We start from the raw sequence: 18,143 nt of genomic DNA on the forward strand, positions 1-18,143 counted from the left end.
GAGGGATCAGAGCTCGCTGAAGGTCCTGGTCGATTGCATCGAGCCGAAGTAGGTGCCGGTCCAACGTTCGACCTTCTCTGGTAAGAAAATAAAGCTCTGCATCTTATAGACGAGGCCGTTGCTCATCACGGTTTCGTCTTTCACGGGAATGGCATTGGCGGGAAGAAAGTAGGCGCAGGTCTGTTTGCCAACCACCTTGTTTACCTCATTGGCTGCGATCTCTTCCGAGTCGCCCGCAGCTTCCCGCTGAAGAAAAGCGACCTGTTCGTGCTTTTGACCGCAGAAATAGCCTGAGACCCGTACCGGGTCGTCGGAGCGAGCGGGTGCTGCGGCGCAAAGGGTGACGGTTGAAATAAGGAGAGCAATCCGTGAAATGCTTACGAGAGGCATGGGCTTCTCCAAAGGCTAAACGTTCACAAACTGGGTGAACCCAAACCTCGAGCGCGCGCCTCCGAGACCCTTCTTCTCAATTTCCTGAAAGCGTGAGGGAAGAATCGGTAGATCTCAACTGCAGCGGCGTCACATGCGTCTCGAAATCTCAGTGCACACACAGGAAAAGAGGCTGCCTGGCCGCGACTTGCATGCGATCCAGACAGCCGAGGAAATTTACTCAACAAGAAGCAGGAATGATTTCCCGGCATCCGAGGCTAGCTCTTTGTCGTCGAGCGTGCCGTCACTATCGGGATCGGCAGCCTTGAAGCGCTCCACAACGATCGCGTCGTATTCGTTCTGATCGAGCGTGCCATCGTTATCGGGGTCAGCAGCTTTCAGACCGGCTTCGTCAACGCGGCCGGACAGCTCTTTGCCATCAAGGGTTCCGTCCTTGTCGGGGTCCAGCTTGGTGAAGAGTTTTGTCGCGGCAGCTTTGGCTTCCGGCACATCGACCGTGCCGTCGTTGTCGGGATCAAGCGCGGTCAGAGATGCCGAAGCGGCGATGGCCGGGTGTGCGTAGTGAACGGACGCCAATGCGGCGCCTGCCACCAGTGCTGCGACACCCAATAATCCAAATTTCATTTCGAAAAACTCCTCTATGGGCGATACGAAACGGCCCCCGTTTCGAAGTCGTTTCTTAAGCTCAGAGGACTACTTCCCTCCGAGATGCATACTGACAGCACGCTAACAGAGGATAACTTCCCGAATTAAGGTGATAAATAGGAAGAAATATCGGGAATTATTTCCCAGATCGCTGTCCGGCTCGGCGAATATCGCAACCGCTCGGCAGCTTTCAGATCAGCTTCATTTCAAGGGCAATTCGAACCATTTCGGTCGAAGTGCGGGCGCCGAGCTTTTTCCGGAGGATCGCACAATCCGATGCGACGGTCTTATAGGACACGGAAATATCGTTGGCGATCTCGGCCATGCTTCGGCCGCGCGCCAGCATTCGCAGGACGAGCTGCTCGCGCTCGCTGAGAAGCGTTTCTGTTTGATGGTTTTGTGCCCGGAGCAGCGCCATCTCCTGCACGAGATCATCCGAGATCCACGTATCGCCGCGGGCGACCGCCAGCACGGCCTCGCGCAGATCGGTCGAGCCGCCGGTCTTGCTGACGTAGCCTCTTGCGCCGGCCTGGATCGCCTGAATCGCAAGGATCGGCGTATCGCTCGTCGAGAAGACGACGATGCGAGCTTCGCGGTCGTGGCCGACGAACTCACGTGTCAGCTCAAGGCCCGAGCCATCCGGAAGATTGATGTCGATGATCGTCACATCAGGATCTTCGCGCGGCATTGCGAGCCGTGCTTCTGCTGCCGTTCGCGCTTCGACGATCGCCATCCCATCGATTTGAGAAAAGAGCGCTCGGCAGCCGGATATGACGATCGGGTGATCCTCGACGATGAGAAGCTTCACGGTTGGTTGCGCTCACCTCAAGCATCCGAGCCCAAGCCGTTCTAACGAGCGAGAACCGATTATCAATGCCGAATTTAAAGGGATTTTTTCCCTCGACATGGCGAATTTTGTCCCATGCCGCCCGATCGGCAATGATTGCCGACGTCATATGAAAAGGGGTTTCTGTTGCCGGCGAAATCACCCGGATATGTGCAAACGGCGGAGCAGGAAAATGACTCGCAGAAATCTTGGGAAATCGTACGCCGGGCGTTCCGATGAATTCGGTCGCCCGGCGCGAACTAAAAGTACAGGCTGTTAGTACTGCTTCGGGCACCAGGATTCCGAAGACGATTTGCACCCCTCAGGGAATGCCTTCACCATCTTCTGGGCGGTCACCCATTCGTCCGTATCGACGCTGTTGTTTGAGTCTGCGTCCATTGCCGTGAAGGTAGGGGCTGGATCAATCTTGAGCTTCGTCCAGTTTGCTTCCCACTCCGTGCGGCTGATGGAACCGTTGCCATCGGTGTCGATCATCTTGAACTTCTCGCCCCATTCGTCAGCCGACGCATAAACGGTGGAGGCGAGGACAAACGTGGCCGCTACGGCCGCCAGTCTCTTGAGCATGGTGTTTACTCCCAATCTTATTGCTTTTTCTGCTTGTTGCGCGGTGGCGTAGCCGAGTGCCACGGCGCATACCAAGCAACACGCGGCGAGAGCGCACAGGCAATGGCATGCGTGGCAATTCTGGATGGGAGAGTTGGTAAGTGCGAACGGGACGCGCGTTCAGCGAGGACGCGCAAAGCGATTATTGGTACCGAAACCCGTCGCCGCTGCCCGACAAACAGATTGCGTTCATCCCCGAAGCAATAGGAATGCGCGCTCGCGCGACAGTTATCTTTAGCACGAGGACCTGAAGTCGAAACTCGCGAATACCATGGCGCCGCGTGCTGAGGACTTCAATGCAACCTCCGCACGCCAGCGCAAACGGACTGAGTTCGCGTACGGCTCGGCAGTCGGCCCGCCTGTGCTGGATTCTTCGGCCGTTGCATTGCTGGTGCCCAGAAGAGGACTCGAACCTCCACGCCTTGTGAGCGCTAGTACCTGAAACTAGTGCGTCTACCAATTCCGCCATCTGGGCTTGCGGGTGTCAGGTAAATTGGTCCGCAGCGGAAGTCAATTGCGTGACGTATGCATCTCGCAGGCTTTTGGGGCCACATCGCCTGAGCCAGGCCAGATTGCGGGTAAAGTCGTCCTTCGTGTGCTTCACACGGTCGCTCAGGCTCGCTAGATGTGAGGCTGGCCGGGAGGCCGGCCGACGGCTGCAGCGAGGTTTCGAATGGCAGGAAACGGTAAACTAGCGACGGTTTTCGGCGGGTCCGGGTTCGTCGGGCGTCATATCGTGTGGTCGCTGGCGCGAAAGGGATACCGGGTGCGTGCTGCGGTCCGCAGACCGGATCTCGCGGGCTATCTGCAACCCATGGGCGTCGTCGGGCAGATCTTTCCGGTCCAGGCCAATCTGAGATTTGCCGATTCGGTGGCGCGGGCCGTCGAGGGGGCTGACGTCGTCATCAACGCTGTGGGGATTTTGGCGCCGACAGGGGCACAATCCTTCGACGCGATCCACGTTGAAGGCGCCGCCAGGATCGCGAAAGCCGCGAAGGCGGCGGGCGCCGAGCGCCTTGTTCACATCTCGGCTATCGGCGCGGATAAGACCTCGCCGGCCAAGTACGCCCAGACGAAGGCGCTGGGCGAGGAGGCGATGTTCGCTGGCTTCCCAGGCGCTATGGTGCTGAGGCCGTCGATCATTTTCGGTCCGGAGGACGAGTTCTTCAATCGCTTCGCCGCTATGGCGCGGGTTAGTCCGTTTCTGCCTCTGATTGGCGGCGGCGTTACGAAGTTCCAGCCGGTGTTCGTCGGCGACGTCGGTCATGCTGCTGCGGCGGCGGCAACTGGCGCGGGTACGCCTGGCACGACCTACGAACTTGGCGGGCCGCAGGTTTCGACCTTCAAGGAGCTTTTGAAGCTGACGCTCGACTATTCGGATCGCAAGCGGCTTTTGCTGCCCATTCCATTCTGGATGGCCAAGCTCATGGCTGCGCTGACCTGGCCGCTGCCGAATAAGCTTCGGCCGATGACGGTCGATCAGGTCCGGTTGCTGCAGTCAGATAATGTGGTGTCTGAGGGTGCCAAAAAGGACGGTCGGACAATCATGGCGCTCGACGTTCCGCGGCCAGCCGCCGTCGATGGCGTGGTTCCAGCGTATCTTGAGCGTTTCAAGGCACGGGGCCAGTACGCCCATTACCATCCGTGAGCTTTGCTTAAGCTGCGCTGCCTGTAAGCGCGAAAGCCTTCGGCACGCCGGCCGCCCATGCCTTTGGGCGGCCCCCTGCCGGTTCATAGCACCCCCCTGTGGGCCGGCGGACGATTTATACGTCGCCCGTTCAGCCGCGGGTCAGTGTAGCGGTGCGATCGACAACTCGTCTTCCTGAGCATGCCCGATTGCGGCCTGCAGCGTATCGGTCAACGCGATGGGCGTGCCGTCAGCCGCATGCAGCGAGAACAGAGGGATGCCCTTTGGCAAGCCTTCGATCTGCGGAAACATTTCCAGAGCTTCGTCCGAGGTCAATGTCTTGATGTAAGCGACCTCGCCGCCGCCAAGCCGTGCAAGCTCCAGTTCGCTCATGACCGGCGCGACGGCATCGTGGATGTCGGCAGATTTCGCGGTGGACTTAGTATTCATGACGCTCTTCCTCCTTGTGTCGAGGCCGGGCTCTCATCGCAAACCGGGAACCGCGGCCCACACAGGGGCCTCTCGATCTGCTCGTCTGCTCCGATCCTCCGACGATTCGGTCGCTTGCGCTGTGACGCGAAAGACTCAGCTCAGGTGCGGCTTTTGGTTGGCTTGGCCGCTCCGATCTCAATCCGGCGTACGAGGCGCTCAGGCTCAAGCCGCTGCAAGTCGACGGCCAGGAGGCCATTCGCAAGCTCTGCGCTTTTGACCTCGATGCCGTCTGCAAGGACGAACGTTCGCGAAAACTGCCGGGATGCGATGCCCCGGTAGAGATAATCGCGAGCCTTATCGTCCTGCTGCTTGCCACGAACCGTCAATTGTTTGTCTTCGAGCGTTATCTCGAGGTCGTCACGCGTAAACCCAGCTACAGCCAGGGTGATCCGCAAAAGCTCACCGGAATCGCCGTCCTTGGCGACCCTTTCTATATTGTACGGTGGGTAACCATCCCCGCCTTTGGTCGCGCGGTCAACCAACCGCTCGATCTCTTCAAAACCCAGAAGCAGGGGGTTCGAAAGTGCCGTTACACGCGTCATATGAAGGTCCTTAAGCAAGCGACCAACGTCCTATTCCCAGATGCCTTGCGGCCATCTGCCTCGCCGTCACAACTGCCCGGCGATTTGATGAAGATATGGGAACCGGTGACCGGTCTTCAAGCGGCAGGAGACGTCGCGCGGACCGGGCGTGTCGCTGGCGCCTCGGGGAGCCGGAAATCAGGGATTATCTGGAATTCCGCCTTAGTGCTGCCTGCCTTGGCCGCGAAGACGCAGAGCTTTTTCAGCTCGGGTTGCGTGGGGAATCTATGACGCCGGCTTCTGCGCTCTTTGTCTCGGTTTTAGCCTTTTTCTCTCTTTCAGCCGGTTCGGCCGTAATGGCTCAGGATGCGGCCAAGCCGGCCGTCGCCGGAGACTCCGGGACCGTTCTCGGCGACCCTGACGGTCCGCTGACGCCGGAGGAGAAAGCCGAGAAGGAGGCGCGGAAGGCGTGCAAGGTCGACCTTTGTCGTGCCTTTCACTCAAAAGATGCATCCGGTCCTGATATCGCCTGCCACGTCATCAAGAGCTGGCGGAAGGAGCAGTTGGCGAAGCTTGTCAGCAAGGTGAAGATCACTTGGCCGTACGAGGGTGCGCATTGCTCGATGGACCTCAACGTGAAGAGGGCCGACCTCGTCAAGGCGATGGCTGAGCCGAAAGCGGAAATCCAGTTCGCCAAGCATACCGTGACGTGTTCGATCGCAAGCGAGAGGAAGGGTCCCACGGACTTCTCGTTTGAGCTGACGCCGAAGGTGACGTTCGAGGACGGCAAAGCCGTCAGCGCAAAGGCCGAGTGGGGCAAGATTGAAGCGCCTACTCTGATCAAAAGCGCGCTTTGGACCGCGACGGCTGCTGACAATACCGTGAACATTCTATCGGGCTCTATTGTCGAAGAAGTGAACACGTTCATCGGCAAGCGATGCGATGAGGTGAAAGATCAATGGGCTGCCAAGCAATAGGCAGCTCGCATATCAATTCGCCAAAGCGAAGTGTTATAATGTTATTAGGCGCGCTTATGAGCGATTATGGCAAATACGATTGGCCCCCGTTGGTTTGACGATATAGGTAGCTCACGTTGTGAAGCGTGGACTAACCACTCTTGGAGGAACCCATGAAGACGTGGTCGAAGCCCGAAGTTCGCGAGCAGGAAGTTGGTCTCGAAGTGACCAGCTACCTCCCGGCTGAGATCGACGTCATCTAACTTTAGGTGATGTCGGCTTAGGTCGAACTTTGAGCGGCGGTCGAGGGCACTCGGCCGTCGCTTTTGTTTGAGCGGAACTCAGCCAGAATTTTCGATCGCCTCGCGCTTTTCTTCCAGTTCCAGCCAAAGCGTTTCAGCGGTTTCGAGCTGCTGCTGAGCCTGTTGCAGGCGTTCGCTTGTCTTATCGAATGCGGCGCGGTCGCGGGTGAAAAGCTCGGCGTCGGCGAGTTTGGCGCCGAGAGTTTTGATTTCCGTCTCAAGCTTTGCGATCTCGCCGGGAAGCGTCGATAGCGCGTGCTTGTCCTTGAAGGACAGCTTCTGTCTTGCGGGCGCGGCGGCGGAAGATGCAGTGTTGCCTTCCGACGATTTTGCTGGTGATGCCGCTTGTTTTTGATCTTTCTCTAAAGCATCGCCTTTGCGTTGGGCGAGCATATCGGAATATCCGCCGGCATATTCGGTCCAATTCCCGTTTCCGGTCGGGGCCAATACGCTCGTTACAATTCGGTCGAGAAAATCGCGATCGTGGCTGACGAGGAGAATCGTGCCGCCGTAATCCGACAGCAATTCTTGCAGCAGATCGAGCGTTTCGAGATCGAGATCGTTCGTCGGCTCATCGAGCACGAGGACATTCGAGGGCTTTGCGAGCGCGCGAGCCAACATCAGACGGGCGCGCTCTCCGCCTGAGAGCACACGGATGGGTGACAGCCGCTGCTCGGGAAGGAACAGAAAGTCCTTCATGTAGCTCGCGACGTGACGTGCCTTGCCATTGATGACGACCTGGTCGCCGCGGCCGCCGGTCAAGGCATCCGCGACGGTCCAATTCGGATTGAGTTCGTCGCGGCGCTGGTCGAGCGCGACAACTTCGAGATTGGCGCCGTGGCGGATCGTGCCGCTGTCCGGTGCGATCTGGCCGGTCAAAAGCTTGATGAGCGTCGTTTTGCCTGCACCGTTCGGACCAACGATACCGAGCCGATCGCCGCGCATGATCCGCAGGTCGAGATTCTTGATGATATCGACGCCTTCGTAGCTCTTCGAAATGCCGGTCGCCTCGGCGACAAGCTTGCCGGAGATGCTGCCTTCCGCAGCGTCGAGGCGGACGCTGCCGACGACATGGCGCTGCTCTCGGACCTCCTGGCGCAGGGCGCGAAGCTCACGCACGCGGCGGACGTTGCGCTTGCGCCGTCCGGTGACGCCGCCGTGCATCCACTGGTCTTCGCGGACGATCTTGCGGTCGAGCTTGTGGCGCTCGATCTCGTCTTCTTCGAGAACCTTATCGCGCCAGTCTTCGAAAGCAGCGAAGCCTTGTTCGAGCCGCCGGGTCTTGCCGCGGTCGAGCCAGACGGTGGCGCGCGACAGGTTTTCGAGAAAGCGCCGGTCGTGGCTAATGAGAAGCAGCGCCGAGCGCATGCCGAGGAGTGTTGTTTCAAGCCATTCGATGGCGGTCAGGTCGAGGTGGTTCGTCGGCTCATCGAGCAGCAGAACGTCGGGCTTGGCGGCAATGACACGGGCCAGAGCCGCACGGCGGGATTCGCCGCCCGAAAGATGCTGCGGCTCGCTGTCTCCTGAAAGGCCAAGCTCGGCCAAAAGATACTCCGCCTGATAAGGGTCATCAGTCGGGCCGAGGCCAGCGACGACATAATCGCGGACGGTTGAGAAGCCATTGAAGTCGGCTTCTTGCGGCAGATAACGAAGGCTGGCGCTGGGATGGGCGAAGCGCTCGCCGCTGTCTGGTTCGACGAGGCCGGCGGCGATTTTCAGCAACGTCGATTTGCCGGAGCCGTTGCGGCCGACGAGGCAGATGCGGTCGCCGGGCGCGACCGTCAGTTCCGCGCCTTCAAGCAGCGGGGTGCCGCCGAACGTCAGGTTGATGTCTTTGAGGGTAATTAGGGGAGGTGCCATGCGCCCCTCGTAGCGGGGGATGCGTGCGGGATCAATCGCAACCTCGCGCCCCGTGCGTCCGTCAGCAGCAGCGGTTGATTTTGCCGCTGCCCTCGCCGTAGCGGCTCGCCTGTCGTTCGCGGAAAAAGGCCTCGTAGTTCATGACCGGCTCGCCGGGGTGCGCGTGGCGGCGGTGTGCGACGTAAGCGTCATAATCGGGAATGCCGACCATGAGGCGTGCGGTGCGGACGATGCGCCGGCAGAGCCTGAAAATCGGAGCCGTGACGGTTTCGCGCATGGGGCTTACTCCGCTGGAACGGCGGCAGCTTCGCGCGCCGTTACGTGAGGGTTGTCGAGCGCCTGGACGATGGCCCGTATGCTAAAGCCTGCCATCGCGATGACCACCGCGCCCAGCAGCGCCGTCAACGTGGCGTTGACGTAGTCATTGAAGACAATGCGATGCATATCGCCAATGGATTTGGCGGGCGCCAGGATTTGGTCCGCTGTGAGCGCGCTTGCGAATTTATCCGCGTGGGCCAGAAAGCCGATGGCTGGATTATCGCTGAAGATTTTCTGCCAGCCTGCGGTCAACGTGCAGACGCCGAGCCATGTCGCGGGCGCGAGCGTGACCCAGGCATAGCGTTCGCGTTTCAGCTTGAAGAGAACGACCGTCCCTAAAAGCAGCGCGATGCAGGCGAGCATCTGGTTCGAAATGCCAAATAGCGGCCACAGCGTGTTGATGCCGCCCAACGGATCGACGACGCCTTGATAAAGGAAATAACCCCAGCCGAGAACCGCGATGCCGGTCGCGACAATGTTGGCGCTCCAGGATTTTGTCGCTCTGAACGAGGGGATGGCGGTGCCGATGAGATCCTGGATCATGAAGCGTGCGACGCGTGTTCCCGCGTCGATCGTTGTCAGGATGAAAAGCGCCTCGAACAGGATGGCGAAGTGATACCAGAACGCCATCAGCGCTTTGCCGCCAATGGCGTTTGAAAGGATTTCGGCCATGCCGACAGCAAGCGTCGGGGCGCCGCCGGTGCGGGACAGAATGGTCGTCTCGCCGACGTCAGATGCGGCTTGTTTCAACACATCCGGTGTAATCGCGAAGCCCCATCCGGAAATTGCCGATGCGGCGGTTTCGGGTGTCGTGCCGATCAGCGCGGGCGGGCTGTTCAATGCGAAGTAAATGCCAGGTTCGAGCGTCGTCGCCGCGACCATGGCCATGATCGCCACGAAGCTTTCCATCAGCATCGCACCGTAGCCGATGACACGGGCGTTCACTTCATTGTCGAGCATCTTCGGCGTCGTGCCCGATGAAATCAGCGCATGAAAGCCGGAGATCGCGCCGCAGGCGATCGTGATGAAGAGGAACGGAAAGAGGCTGCCGGAGAAGACCGGGCCGGAGCCGTCAGCGAATTTCGTCACGGCAGGCATTTTGAGGTCGGGCAGGACGACGAAGATGCCGAGCGCGAGGCCGACGATGGTGCCGATTTTCAGAAACGTCGAAAGGTAGTCGCGCGGCGCCAGCAAGGCCCAGACCGGAAGAACGGATGCAACGAAGCCATAGGCGATCAGCGTCATCGAAAGCGTTTCGCCGGAATAGTCGAACAAGGGCGCAAGTGTCGCGTCGGCGGCGACATGGCGGCCGAAGATGAGTGACAGCATCAGCAACACGAAGCCGATCAGCGACATTTCTCCGATCCGGCCGGGCCGCATGAAGCGCCCGTAGATCCCCATCAGGACCGCGATCGGGATGGTCATTGCGACAGTAAAGGTCGCCCACGGACTGTGCGCCAGGGCTTTGACGACAACGAGGGCCAGCACGGCAAGCAAGATCACCATAATGATCAGGACGCCGATCATGGCGATGGTGCCGGCGATGTTGCCGAGCTCGCTGCGGATCATTTCGCCGAGCGAGCGGCCGTCGCGGCGCACGGATGCCCAGAGCACGATGAAATCCTGCACCGCACCCGCGAACACTGCGCCTGCGATCAGCCACAGCGTGCCGGGCAGATAGCCCATCTGTGCCGCTAGAACCGGGCCGACGAGGGGACCGGCGCCCGCAATTGCCGCGAAGTGGTGGCCGAACAGCACCGTTTTGTCGGTCGGGCAGTAGTCCAGGCCGTCATTGAAGCGCTGGGCGGGTGTGAGACGATCTGCGTCGAGCTGTAAAACCCTGTCGGCGATGAACCGCGCATAGAAGCGGTCGGCCAGTAGATAGGAGCAGATGGCGGCCATGACGAGCCAGATGGCGTTGATCGTCTCGCCGCGCGAAAGCGCAACGATGCCGAGCGCGGCAGCGCCGAGCAGCGCGATGCCGGTCCACATGAGTTTTGCTGGGGTGTTCGTCATCATCTCCGTCCCTTGACGCCCGCGATTATGCTTCGCAGGTCGCCGTTTGGCAGGAGACTACATAAAATGTGTGGTGAGGAGCCAGCAGGCTCGGCCGCCAAAATGAGTGCGCGGTTTAAGCGACATTTATGCTGACGTTCGTTGCGTGGATGGCCGACTGCACCGCCATGACGGGATTGTTGATGCAGTGGCTCCGTCGCTGCGCGAGTTTGGCGGGACCGCCTTCGCCCTATGGGCTCGCCGAGCCGGACCATGGGGCGCCAAATTGCGCGCAGCAGGGTTGGCGTGGCGGCTGTGCGCGAGTGAAAAATTGGTGGAGCTAACCGGGATCGAACCGGTGACCTCTTGCATGCCATGCAAGCGCTCTCCCAGCTGAGCTATAGCCCCGAACCACTTCAAGCAGCGGGGCTGGTTCCCGCCGAAGACCCGCCTGATAAGTCGTCTTTGCAAAAACTGCAAGGACGTTCGACAGGAATATTAGGGCTCTTCGTCGCCCTCGCCTGCCGGGCCGCCGATGATGTTAGACACATCGCCGCCCTCTTCTTCCTCTTCCTCAAGGAAGGTCTCGTCATCGTCAGCGCCGCCGGCGTCATCCGTCTCGACGTCCGCCAAAGCCTCTTCGCCCTCGACTGCCGGCAAATCACCGTCGTCATCGCTGACGGGTTTCTTGGCCTTCTTGGCGGCAAGATCACGCTGTTCGGCCTGCAGAGCCGCCAGCGCTGCCGGAGACGATGCGATCACGTATTTCGTGCCGCAAAATGGGCAAATGATAGGGTCGTGTCCCAGATCATAAAAGCGCTCGTCGCAATTCTGACAGGTGCGCTTCGTCCCGCGCTCTTGCTTGGTCGCCATTCGTCGTGCCTCAGTTCTCGGAAATTCAAGGGAGCCCGTCTGCCATAGGCGTCGTCCCCTGTCAAAACGAAAAGGTGGGGCGAAGTGGGGATGCGTCAAGGTCTTCCCTGATCGAGCGCTTGACCGGACGGGCCCGGTGCCGTTGACAGAGCGTCGCGGCGCGGTGTCTATCCGGAGCGAAATTGTCCGGAAAATTGCCCGCCGGCCTTGGATTCTAACGCTTTGGAACGTCTCAGTTGAACGCGCAATCTCCAGCAAAACCGCTCTCAGCGCTCAAGGCTGGCCCACTCGTAGGGCGGGTCAGGGTTCCGGGCGACAAATCGATCTCGCACCGAGCGCTCATTTTTGGGGCATTGGCGACGGGTACAACGCGGATCAAGGGACTTTTGGAGGCCGAGGACGTCATCAACACGGCTCGGGCTGTTGCGGCGCTAGGGGCTTCGGCTGAGAAGCAGGGCGATCTTTGGGTCGTGAAGGGGCGAGGCGTGGGCGGCCTGCGGACGCCGGACGGGCCGCTGGATTTCGGCAACTCGGGTACCGGGACGCGTCTGATGATGGGAGTCGTCGCAGGGCACCCTATCACCGTGACGATGACGGGCGATGCCTCGCTTTCGAGGCGGCCGATGCGGCGGGTCCTAGGGCCGCTGGTCGAGATGGGCTTGGAGATCATGGAGCCCGGCAAGGAGACGTTGCCGCTTACGCTTCGCGGCACGAGCGAGCTGATGCCGATCGTCTATCGGCTGCCGGTGCCGTCGGCGCAGGTGAAAAGCGCGGTTTTGATCGCGGGTCTGCACGCAGCCGGGAAAACGACCATCATCGAGCGTGAGCCGACGCGCGATCATACCGAGCGCATGCTTCGGCATTTCGGCGCGACCGTTACGAACGAAACGAAGGGCGAAGAGACGTATATCACGGTCGATGGTGATGCTGAGCTGGCCGGCAAACACATCATCGTTCCCGGCGACCCATCATCGGCTGCGTTTCTCGTGGCGGCAGCGCTGATCGTGCCGGGGTCCGATATCACTATCGAAGGCGTGCTCGTCAATCCGACGCGGACGGGTCTTTATCTCACGCTGCAGGAGATGGGCGGCGACCTCACGTTCGAGAATGCGCGCGAAGAAGGGGGCGAGCCGGTTGCCGATATTCGCGTCAGATTTTCACGCCTGAAGGGGGTACATGTCCCGGCCGAACGGGCGCCGTCGATGATCGACGAATACCCGGTTCTGGCGGCGATCTCGGCGTTTGCCGAAGGACAGACGCGGATGGACGGCTTGGCGGAACTGAAGGTCAAGGAAAGCGATCGCCTTCAGGCGACAGCTGCGGGCCTCATCGCGAATGGTGCGCGCGCGGATGTCGATGGCGATACGCTGATAGTTGAAGGCGGAGGCGGGCTCAACGGCGGCGGCATCGTCGCGACGCATCTGGATCATCGCATCGCGATGGCGTTTTTGACGGCCAGCCTCGCTAGCAAGACGCCCATTGTTGTCGATGATGCGACGATGATTGCGACAAGCTTTCCGGAATTCCGGCCGATCATGGAAACGCTAGGTGCGCGTTACGCCGAGGTGGCGCGATGACCCTGATCATCGCCATCGACGGACCGGCCGCATCGGGCAAAGGTACGCTTGCGAGGCGTGTTGCGGCGCATTTCAGTCTGCCGTGGCTTGATACGGGATTGCTTTATCGGGCAGTGGCGCGCGACGTGCTGGCAAATGGCGCAGCGCTTGATGACATTGCTGCAGCGGAGGCTGCTGCGCGTGCGATCTTAGCGGAAACGCTCGACGATCCGGCGTTACGTGGGCCGAGGGCCGGCGACGCGGCGTCCATCGTGGCGAAAATTCCGGAAGTTCGCGCCGCGCTTCTCGATTATCAGCGTGCCTTCGCTGGGCAGGACGGGGGCGCCGTGCTGGACGGCCGGGATATTGGCACGGTCGTTTGTCCTGGAGCGCATGTAAAGGTTTTCGTCACGGCGTCCGACGAGGCGCGGGCGCAGCGGCGCTTTTTGGAGCATCAGGGGCGCGGCGAAAACATTTCATATGATGATCTGCTGACGGATATTCGGCAACGCGATGCGCGCGACCGTGGGCGCTCCACGGCACCTATGCTTGCCGCGCGAGACGCGATGCACCTCGATACGACCGAGCTTGATGCTAATCAGGCTTTCGATGCCATGATGACGTTGATCAGGACCAAGCTCGGCAGTCTCTAAGCGTCCGAGGCCCACATTTCGCGATCCGGAAATCCTCAGTCGTGGTCGATCTCTTCCTTTAAGAGCGCCCCGGAATGAGGATCGGCATGGAACTCCGTGATCTTACCGTTTTTGACGCCCTTGCCTTCCCAATAGCCATCATCAGCGTGAAGGCCGGTGATATTTGAATATCCCGCGGCTTCCAGCTTCTTCGTCACGTGTTCCTTGGGCATCCAGTCGGCGCCGGGGACGTCGTTATCGGCAAAGGCGGCTGCGCTTCCGGCCACTCCGAGAACCATTGCGAGTGCTATTGTTTTCATAGCGTTCATTTTCGCGGCTCCTATGCAGAGTTATCGAAGATCAAAGCACAACGCAGTTCCTTAAGGTGAGGTTGCGACGCGCTGTGCAATGCCGGACATTTTCGCGGAGCGAGGTCGCAAACGAGGTTCTGCATAACCAATTCACTTTAGTGGCATAAACGGCGGTCGGGCGTTTGTGTTAAACAGTCGGGCAAAGTCGCCAACGAAAGCGTTTCCGAGCGAAGGACGGTATGGGCAAAGAGGAACAAAAGTCTTCGAAGGCCGAGGACGCCGAAATCCAGGATTGGCGCGAGTCGATCTCGTCCGTCATCGCCTATGAAGGCACCGATCGGGCTGACGATATTCTGGGTGAAGTGGTCGAGCGGGCGCGTGCAAGCGGTGCAGCGATCCCGTTTGCATCGAGCACGGCGTACATCAACACTATCCCCGTTCGCGACGAGGCACCGCTTCCGGGCGATCGCGAGCTTGAGCATCGGATTGCCGCGGCAATCCGATGGAACGCCGCCGCGATGGTGCTTCGTTCAAACAAAGAGTCGAGCGAGCTTGGCGGGCACATCGCCAGCTATCAGTCGGCAGCGACGCTCTATGAAACCGGCTTCAATCATTTCTGGCACGCGCCGTCGGAGGAACACGGCGGCGATCTCGTGTTGATCCAAGGCCACTCTTCGCCCGGCATTTATGCGCGAGCGTTTCTGGAAGGGCGGCTTACCGAAGATCAGCTTTTGAATTTCCGGCAGGAAGTCGGCGGGCACGGGCTGTCATCTTATCCGCATCCATGGCTGATGCCGGATTTCTGGCAATTCCCGACTGTCTCCATGGGCCTCGGGCCGCTTATGGCAATCTATCAGGCGCGCTTTCTCAAATATCTGCATGCACGCGGGCTCGCGGACACCGAGGGCCGGAAGGTCTGGGTGTTTTGCGGCGACGGCGAAATGGACGAGCCGGAAAGTCTCGGCGCGATTTCTCTGGCGGGCCGAGAGAAGCTCGACAACCTGATTTTCGTCATCAATTGCAACCTGCAGCGTCTCGACGGGCCGGTGCGTGGTAACGCCAAGATCATCCAGGAACTCGAACGGAATTTCCGCGGTGCCGGATGGAACGTCATCAAGGTTATTTGGGGTTCGCAGTGGGACGAGCTTCTGGCGAAGGACACGACGGGCAAGCTTCGCCAGTTGATGGAAGAATGCGTCGATGGTGAATACCAAGTCTTCAAGTCGCGCGATGGGGCTTTCATTCGCAAGCACTTCTTCGGCCGCTACCCGGAGACGGCGGCGCTCGTCGAAGATTGGTCGGATGATAAGATATGGCGGCTGACACGCGGCGGTCACGATCCCTCGAAAGTCTATGCGGCTTATGCCGAAGCGGTTGCGCACAAAAACCAGCCGACGTGCATCCTGGCGAAAACCGTCAAAGGTTACGGCATGGGCGCGGCGGGCGAGGGCACGATGCTCGCGCACTCGTCCAAGAAGATGGACGTCGATACGCTGCGTCAGTTCCGCGATCGCTTCAAGATACCGGTAAGCGACGCGGAGATGGAGAAGCTGCCGTTCGTCCGCCTGCCGAAAGGGTCGCCGGAAGACAACTATCTGCACGCGATGCGCGACAAGCTTGGCGGGTATCTGCCGCAACGGCGGCGGAAGTCGATCTCGCTCGAAGCACCGCCGTTGTCGTTATTCGAGTCACAACTTAAAGGCTCGGACGGCCGCGAGATTTCGACGACGATGGCGTTCGTCCGCATTCTGACGGCGCTGATGCGCGACAAGGCGCTGGGTCGCCGCATCGTGCCGATCGTGCCCGATGAGAGCCGCACGTTCGGCATGGAGGGCATGTTCCGGCAGTTCGGCATTTTCAGTCAGGTCGGGCAGCTTTACGTGCCGCAAGATGCCGATCAGCTGATGTTCTATAAGGAAGACAAGCACGGTCAGATGCTGCAGGAAGGCATCAACGAGGCCGGTGCGATGGCGTCGTGGATCGCGGCCGCGACGAGCTATGCGACATCGAACGTGCCGATGATGCCGTTCTATATCTTCTATTCGATGTTCGGATTCCAGCGCGTCGGCGATCTTGCCTGGGCGGCCGGTGACGAGCGTTCGCGCGGCTTTCTGATCGGCGGTACGTCGGGGCGGACGACGCTCAACGGCGAAGGTTTGCAGCATGAAGATGGGCATAGCCATCTCATGTCGGCGACGGTGCCGAACTGCGTGTCTTATGATCCGACGTTCAACTACGAGGTCGCCGTCATCATTCAAAGCGGTCTCAAGCGCATGCTGCAGGATCAGGAGGACGTGTTCTTCTATCTGACGCTGCTGAACGAGAACTACGAGCATCCGCCGATGCCGGAGGGTGCTGAGGCCGGCATCATCAAGGGGATGTATCTTTTTCGCGAGGGGGCGAAGAATGCCAAAGGCCACAAGGTGCAGTTGATGGGCTCGGGCGCTATTCTGCGCGAAGTCATCGCCGCCGCCGATTTGTTGCGCGACGATTGGGGTGTGGAAGCCGATATCTGGAGCGTGACGAGCTTCACCGAGCTTGCGCGCGAAGCGCACGACGTTGAGCGCTGGAACCTGCTGCACCCAACAGAGACGCCGCGCGTGCCCTATGTCACACAGATGGTTTCAGGGTGCGGCGAAGGGCCGGTGATCGCATCGACCGACTATATCAAGATGTTTGCGGAGCAAGTCCGCCCGTCGGTGCCGAACAAATATTCGGTGCTTGGAACCGACGGCTTTGGCCGCTCGGACTATCGCCGCACGTTACGGTATTTCTTCGAGGTCGATCGTCACTTTGTGACGATTGCGGCGCTGAAGGCGCTGGCTGATGAAAACAAGATTCCGTCGATCAACGTGGCGGAAGCCATCTCGAAATACGGGATTGATCCCGAAAAGCCCAATCCCGCGCATAGCTGATAACGCACAGGTTCGCTCTCATGCCGCTCGTCGATGTCAAAGTTCCGAATATCGGTGACTTCGAAAATGTGCCGATCATCGAGATTCAGGTGAAGCCCGGTGATGAGGTCAACGCCGACGATCCGCTGATTACGCTCGAAAGCGACAAGGCGTCGATGGATGTGCCGTCGCCTGCGAAAGGCAAGGTCGCAGAAATTCTCGTAACGATCGGCGACAAGGTCAGCGAGGGCAGCGCCATTCTGCGGCTCGACACGGCGGGCGAGAGCAAGATAGAGCCGGTCGCAAACGGCAAAAGCCGCGAAGCGGACGCCGCTCCGAAATCCAAGGCAGCGGAAAATTCTTCCCCCGCGGAGCCTGACGAAGAAGGCGAACTGCCGCCGCCTGCCGATTTCGATGCGGTCTTTGCGAGTCCATCCGTGCGGCGCATCGCGCGCGAACTCGACGTCGATCTGACGAAAGTGAAAGGTACTGGCAACAAGGGGCGGATCACTAAGGAGGATGTAAAGGCTTTCATCGCGCGGAGTGGAACGCCAGCGGGATCGGGCGCGGCAATGTCCGGCATTCCGGAAATCCCGCCGCAGGATTTTGCGAAGTATGGGCCGGTCGAGACGAAGCCGATGTCGCGTTTGAAGCGGCTGACTGGGCCAAATCTGCATCGCGCGTGGCTCAACGTTCCGCACGTCACCAATTCGGACGATGCGGATATCACCGATCTCGAAGCCTATCGCAAAGAACTCGACGCGACGGCGAAGACGAAGGGCTATCGCGTGACGCTCGTGGCGTTTCTGCTGAAAGCTTCCGTCTCGGCATTGAAGGAATATCCCGAGGTCAACGCGTCGCTCGCCCCGAGCAAGGATGCGCTGATCCTGAAGCGCTATTACAACATCGGCGTCGCGGTCGACACGCCGGATGGACTAGTCGTGCCCGTGATCAAGGATGTCGACCGCAAGGGCATCCTGGAACTCAGTCAAGAGTTGACGGCGGTATCGGCGCGGATGCGCGACGGCAAGATCACGCCAGCGGATATTCAAGGCGCGACGTTCTCGATTTCGAGCCTCGGCGGCATCGGCGGCACGAACTTCACGCCGATCGTCAATGCGCCGGAAGTCGCCATTCTCGGGGCGGTGCGTGCGCAGATGAAACCGGTTTGGGACGGCTCGACATTTCAGCCTCGGCTGATGCTGCCGCTGTGCCTGTCCTACGATCATCGCGTGGTGGACGGCGCGCTTGCTGCGCGCTTCCTGCGCAAGATCTGCGATGCGCTGGCAGATGTGCGGCAGCTGGTGCTATAGGCCGCCGA

18 protein-coding genes and 2 tRNA genes are annotated in these 18,143 nt (G+C 60.0%); 7 read left to right on the forward strand and 13 right to left on the reverse strand.

Translation table 11 applies throughout. The features are described from left to right. Nucleotides 1-6: 6 nt before the first annotated feature. The 5 genes from ACLB1Z_RS03530 to ACLB1Z_RS03550 form a co-directional block, all read right to left on the reverse strand. Nucleotides 7-390 carry a hypothetical protein gene (locus ACLB1Z_RS03530; RefSeq protein WP_409562069.1) on the reverse strand — a complete coding sequence of 128 codons (384 nt, stop codon included), beginning with the start codon at nucleotides 388-390 and terminating at the stop codon, nucleotides 7-9. A 216-nt stretch (nucleotides 391-606) separates the two neighbouring features. After that, the gene (locus ACLB1Z_RS03535) at nucleotides 607-1,014 is read right to left on the reverse strand and encodes an EF-hand domain-containing protein (RefSeq protein WP_409562070.1); all 408 of its coding nucleotides are present in this window, start codon (nucleotides 1,012-1,014) and stop codon (nucleotides 607-609) included. Between the two features lie 211 nt (nucleotides 1,015-1,225). After that, a complete protein-coding gene (locus ACLB1Z_RS03540) occupies nucleotides 1,226-1,843 on the reverse strand; it encodes a response regulator (RefSeq protein WP_409562071.1) in 618 nt (205 codons plus the stop codon). Nucleotides 1,844-2,137: 294 nt separating this feature from the next. Further along, entirely contained in the window at nucleotides 2,138-2,446 is a 309-nt protein-coding gene (locus ACLB1Z_RS03545) for a hypothetical protein (protein ID WP_013946145.1), read from the reverse strand. Between the two features lie 428 nt (nucleotides 2,447-2,874). Continuing rightward, nucleotides 2,875-2,960: transfer RNA gene (locus ACLB1Z_RS03550), tRNA-Leu, on the reverse strand. 198 nt (nucleotides 2,961-3,158) lie between these two features. On the opposite strand from ACLB1Z_RS03550, the gene ACLB1Z_RS03555 reads away from it, so the two are divergent. Continuing rightward, a complete protein-coding gene (locus ACLB1Z_RS03555; protein WP_409562072.1) occupies nucleotides 3,159-4,133 on the forward strand; it encodes a complex I NDUFA9 subunit family protein in 975 nt (324 codons plus the stop codon). Nucleotides 4,134-4,274: 141 nt separating this feature from the next. Here ACLB1Z_RS03555 and ACLB1Z_RS03560 read toward each other — a convergent pair whose 3' ends face one another. Together ACLB1Z_RS03560 and ACLB1Z_RS03565 are read right to left on the reverse strand one after the other, a co-directional pair. Beyond that, entirely contained in the window at nucleotides 4,275-4,562 is a 288-nt protein-coding gene (locus tag ACLB1Z_RS03560) for a DUF1150 domain-containing protein (RefSeq protein WP_013946167.1), read from the reverse strand. Nucleotides 4,563-4,702: 140 nt separating this feature from the next. Continuing rightward, nucleotides 4,703-5,146, reverse strand: coding sequence for an Hsp20 family protein (locus ACLB1Z_RS03565; RefSeq protein WP_409562073.1), 444 nt, complete (start codon nucleotides 5,144-5,146; stop codon nucleotides 4,703-4,705). A gap of 266 nt (nucleotides 5,147-5,412) precedes the next feature. On the opposite strand from ACLB1Z_RS03565, the gene ACLB1Z_RS03570 reads away from it, so the two are divergent. After that, complete coding sequence (locus tag ACLB1Z_RS03570) at nucleotides 5,413-6,102, forward strand: hypothetical protein (RefSeq protein ID WP_409562074.1); 690 nt, start codon at nucleotides 5,413-5,415, stop codon at nucleotides 6,100-6,102. Nucleotides 6,103-6,254: 152 nt separating this feature from the next. Continuing rightward, nucleotides 6,255-6,344, forward strand: coding sequence for a pyrroloquinoline quinone precursor peptide PqqA (gene pqqA, locus ACLB1Z_RS03575; protein WP_015598624.1), 90 nt, complete (start codon nucleotides 6,255-6,257; stop codon nucleotides 6,342-6,344). Nucleotides 6,345-6,422: 78 nt separating this feature from the next. Here pqqA and ACLB1Z_RS03580 read toward each other — a convergent pair whose 3' ends face one another. The 5 genes from ACLB1Z_RS03580 to ACLB1Z_RS03600 form a co-directional block, all read right to left on the reverse strand. Then, the gene (locus ACLB1Z_RS03580) at nucleotides 6,423-8,243 is read right to left on the reverse strand and encodes an ABC-F family ATP-binding cassette domain-containing protein (protein WP_409562075.1); all 1,821 of its coding nucleotides are present in this window, start codon (nucleotides 8,241-8,243) and stop codon (nucleotides 6,423-6,425) included. Between the two features lie 61 nt (nucleotides 8,244-8,304). Next, complete coding sequence (locus ACLB1Z_RS03585; protein WP_409562076.1) at nucleotides 8,305-8,520, reverse strand: YbdD/YjiX family protein; 216 nt, start codon at nucleotides 8,518-8,520, stop codon at nucleotides 8,305-8,307. 5 nt (nucleotides 8,521-8,525) lie between these two features. Next, nucleotides 8,526-10,577 carry a carbon starvation CstA family protein gene (locus ACLB1Z_RS03590; protein WP_409562077.1) on the reverse strand — a complete coding sequence of 684 codons (2,052 nt, stop codon included), beginning with the start codon at nucleotides 10,575-10,577 and terminating at the stop codon, nucleotides 8,526-8,528. Between the two features lie 311 nt (nucleotides 10,578-10,888). Beyond that, nucleotides 10,889-10,964, reverse strand: a tRNA-Ala gene (locus tag ACLB1Z_RS03595). A gap of 90 nt (nucleotides 10,965-11,054) precedes the next feature. Further along, nucleotides 11,055-11,429, reverse strand: coding sequence for a TIGR02300 family protein (locus ACLB1Z_RS03600; protein ID WP_013946176.1), 375 nt, complete (start codon nucleotides 11,427-11,429; stop codon nucleotides 11,055-11,057). Nucleotides 11,430-11,665: 236 nt separating this feature from the next. Here ACLB1Z_RS03600 and aroA point away from each other — a divergent pair, with 236 nt between their 5' ends. Further along, nucleotides 11,666-13,006 carry a 3-phosphoshikimate 1-carboxyvinyltransferase gene (gene aroA, locus ACLB1Z_RS03605; RefSeq protein WP_409562078.1) on the forward strand — a complete coding sequence of 447 codons (1,341 nt, stop codon included), beginning with the start codon at nucleotides 11,666-11,668 and terminating at the stop codon, nucleotides 13,004-13,006. Next, on the forward strand, nucleotides 13,003-13,638 hold the full coding sequence (gene cmk, locus ACLB1Z_RS03610; RefSeq protein WP_409562079.1) for a (d)CMP kinase: 636 nt from the start codon (nucleotides 13,003-13,005) through the stop codon (nucleotides 13,636-13,638). Before aroA ends, cmk begins: the two co-directional genes overlap by 4 nt. 35 nt (nucleotides 13,639-13,673) lie before the next feature. On the opposite strand, the gene ACLB1Z_RS03615 is transcribed toward cmk, so the two are convergent. Further along, nucleotides 13,674-13,946 (reverse strand): PepSY domain-containing protein, encoded by a 273-nt coding sequence (locus tag ACLB1Z_RS03615; RefSeq protein ID WP_409562080.1) that lies wholly within the window; start codon nucleotides 13,944-13,946, stop codon nucleotides 13,674-13,676. 221 nt (nucleotides 13,947-14,167) lie between these two features. On the opposite strand from ACLB1Z_RS03615, the gene aceE reads away from it, so the two are divergent. Together aceE and ACLB1Z_RS03625 are read left to right on the forward strand one after the other, a co-directional pair. Beyond that, on the forward strand, nucleotides 14,168-16,843 hold the full coding sequence (gene aceE, locus ACLB1Z_RS03620; protein WP_409562081.1) for a pyruvate dehydrogenase (acetyl-transferring), homodimeric type: 2,676 nt from the start codon (nucleotides 14,168-14,170) through the stop codon (nucleotides 16,841-16,843). Between the two features lie 20 nt (nucleotides 16,844-16,863). Then, on the forward strand, nucleotides 16,864-18,135 hold the full coding sequence (locus ACLB1Z_RS03625; RefSeq protein WP_409562082.1) for a 2-oxo acid dehydrogenase subunit E2: 1,272 nt from the start codon (nucleotides 16,864-16,866) through the stop codon (nucleotides 18,133-18,135). The last annotated feature ends 8 nt before the right edge of the window (nucleotides 18,136-18,143 follow it).

Origin of the sequence: Hyphomicrobium sp. MC8b, assembly GCF_905067615.1 — a bacterium.
In the GTDB taxonomy this organism is placed as follows: domain Bacteria; phylum Pseudomonadota; class Alphaproteobacteria; order Rhizobiales; family Hyphomicrobiaceae; genus Hyphomicrobium_B.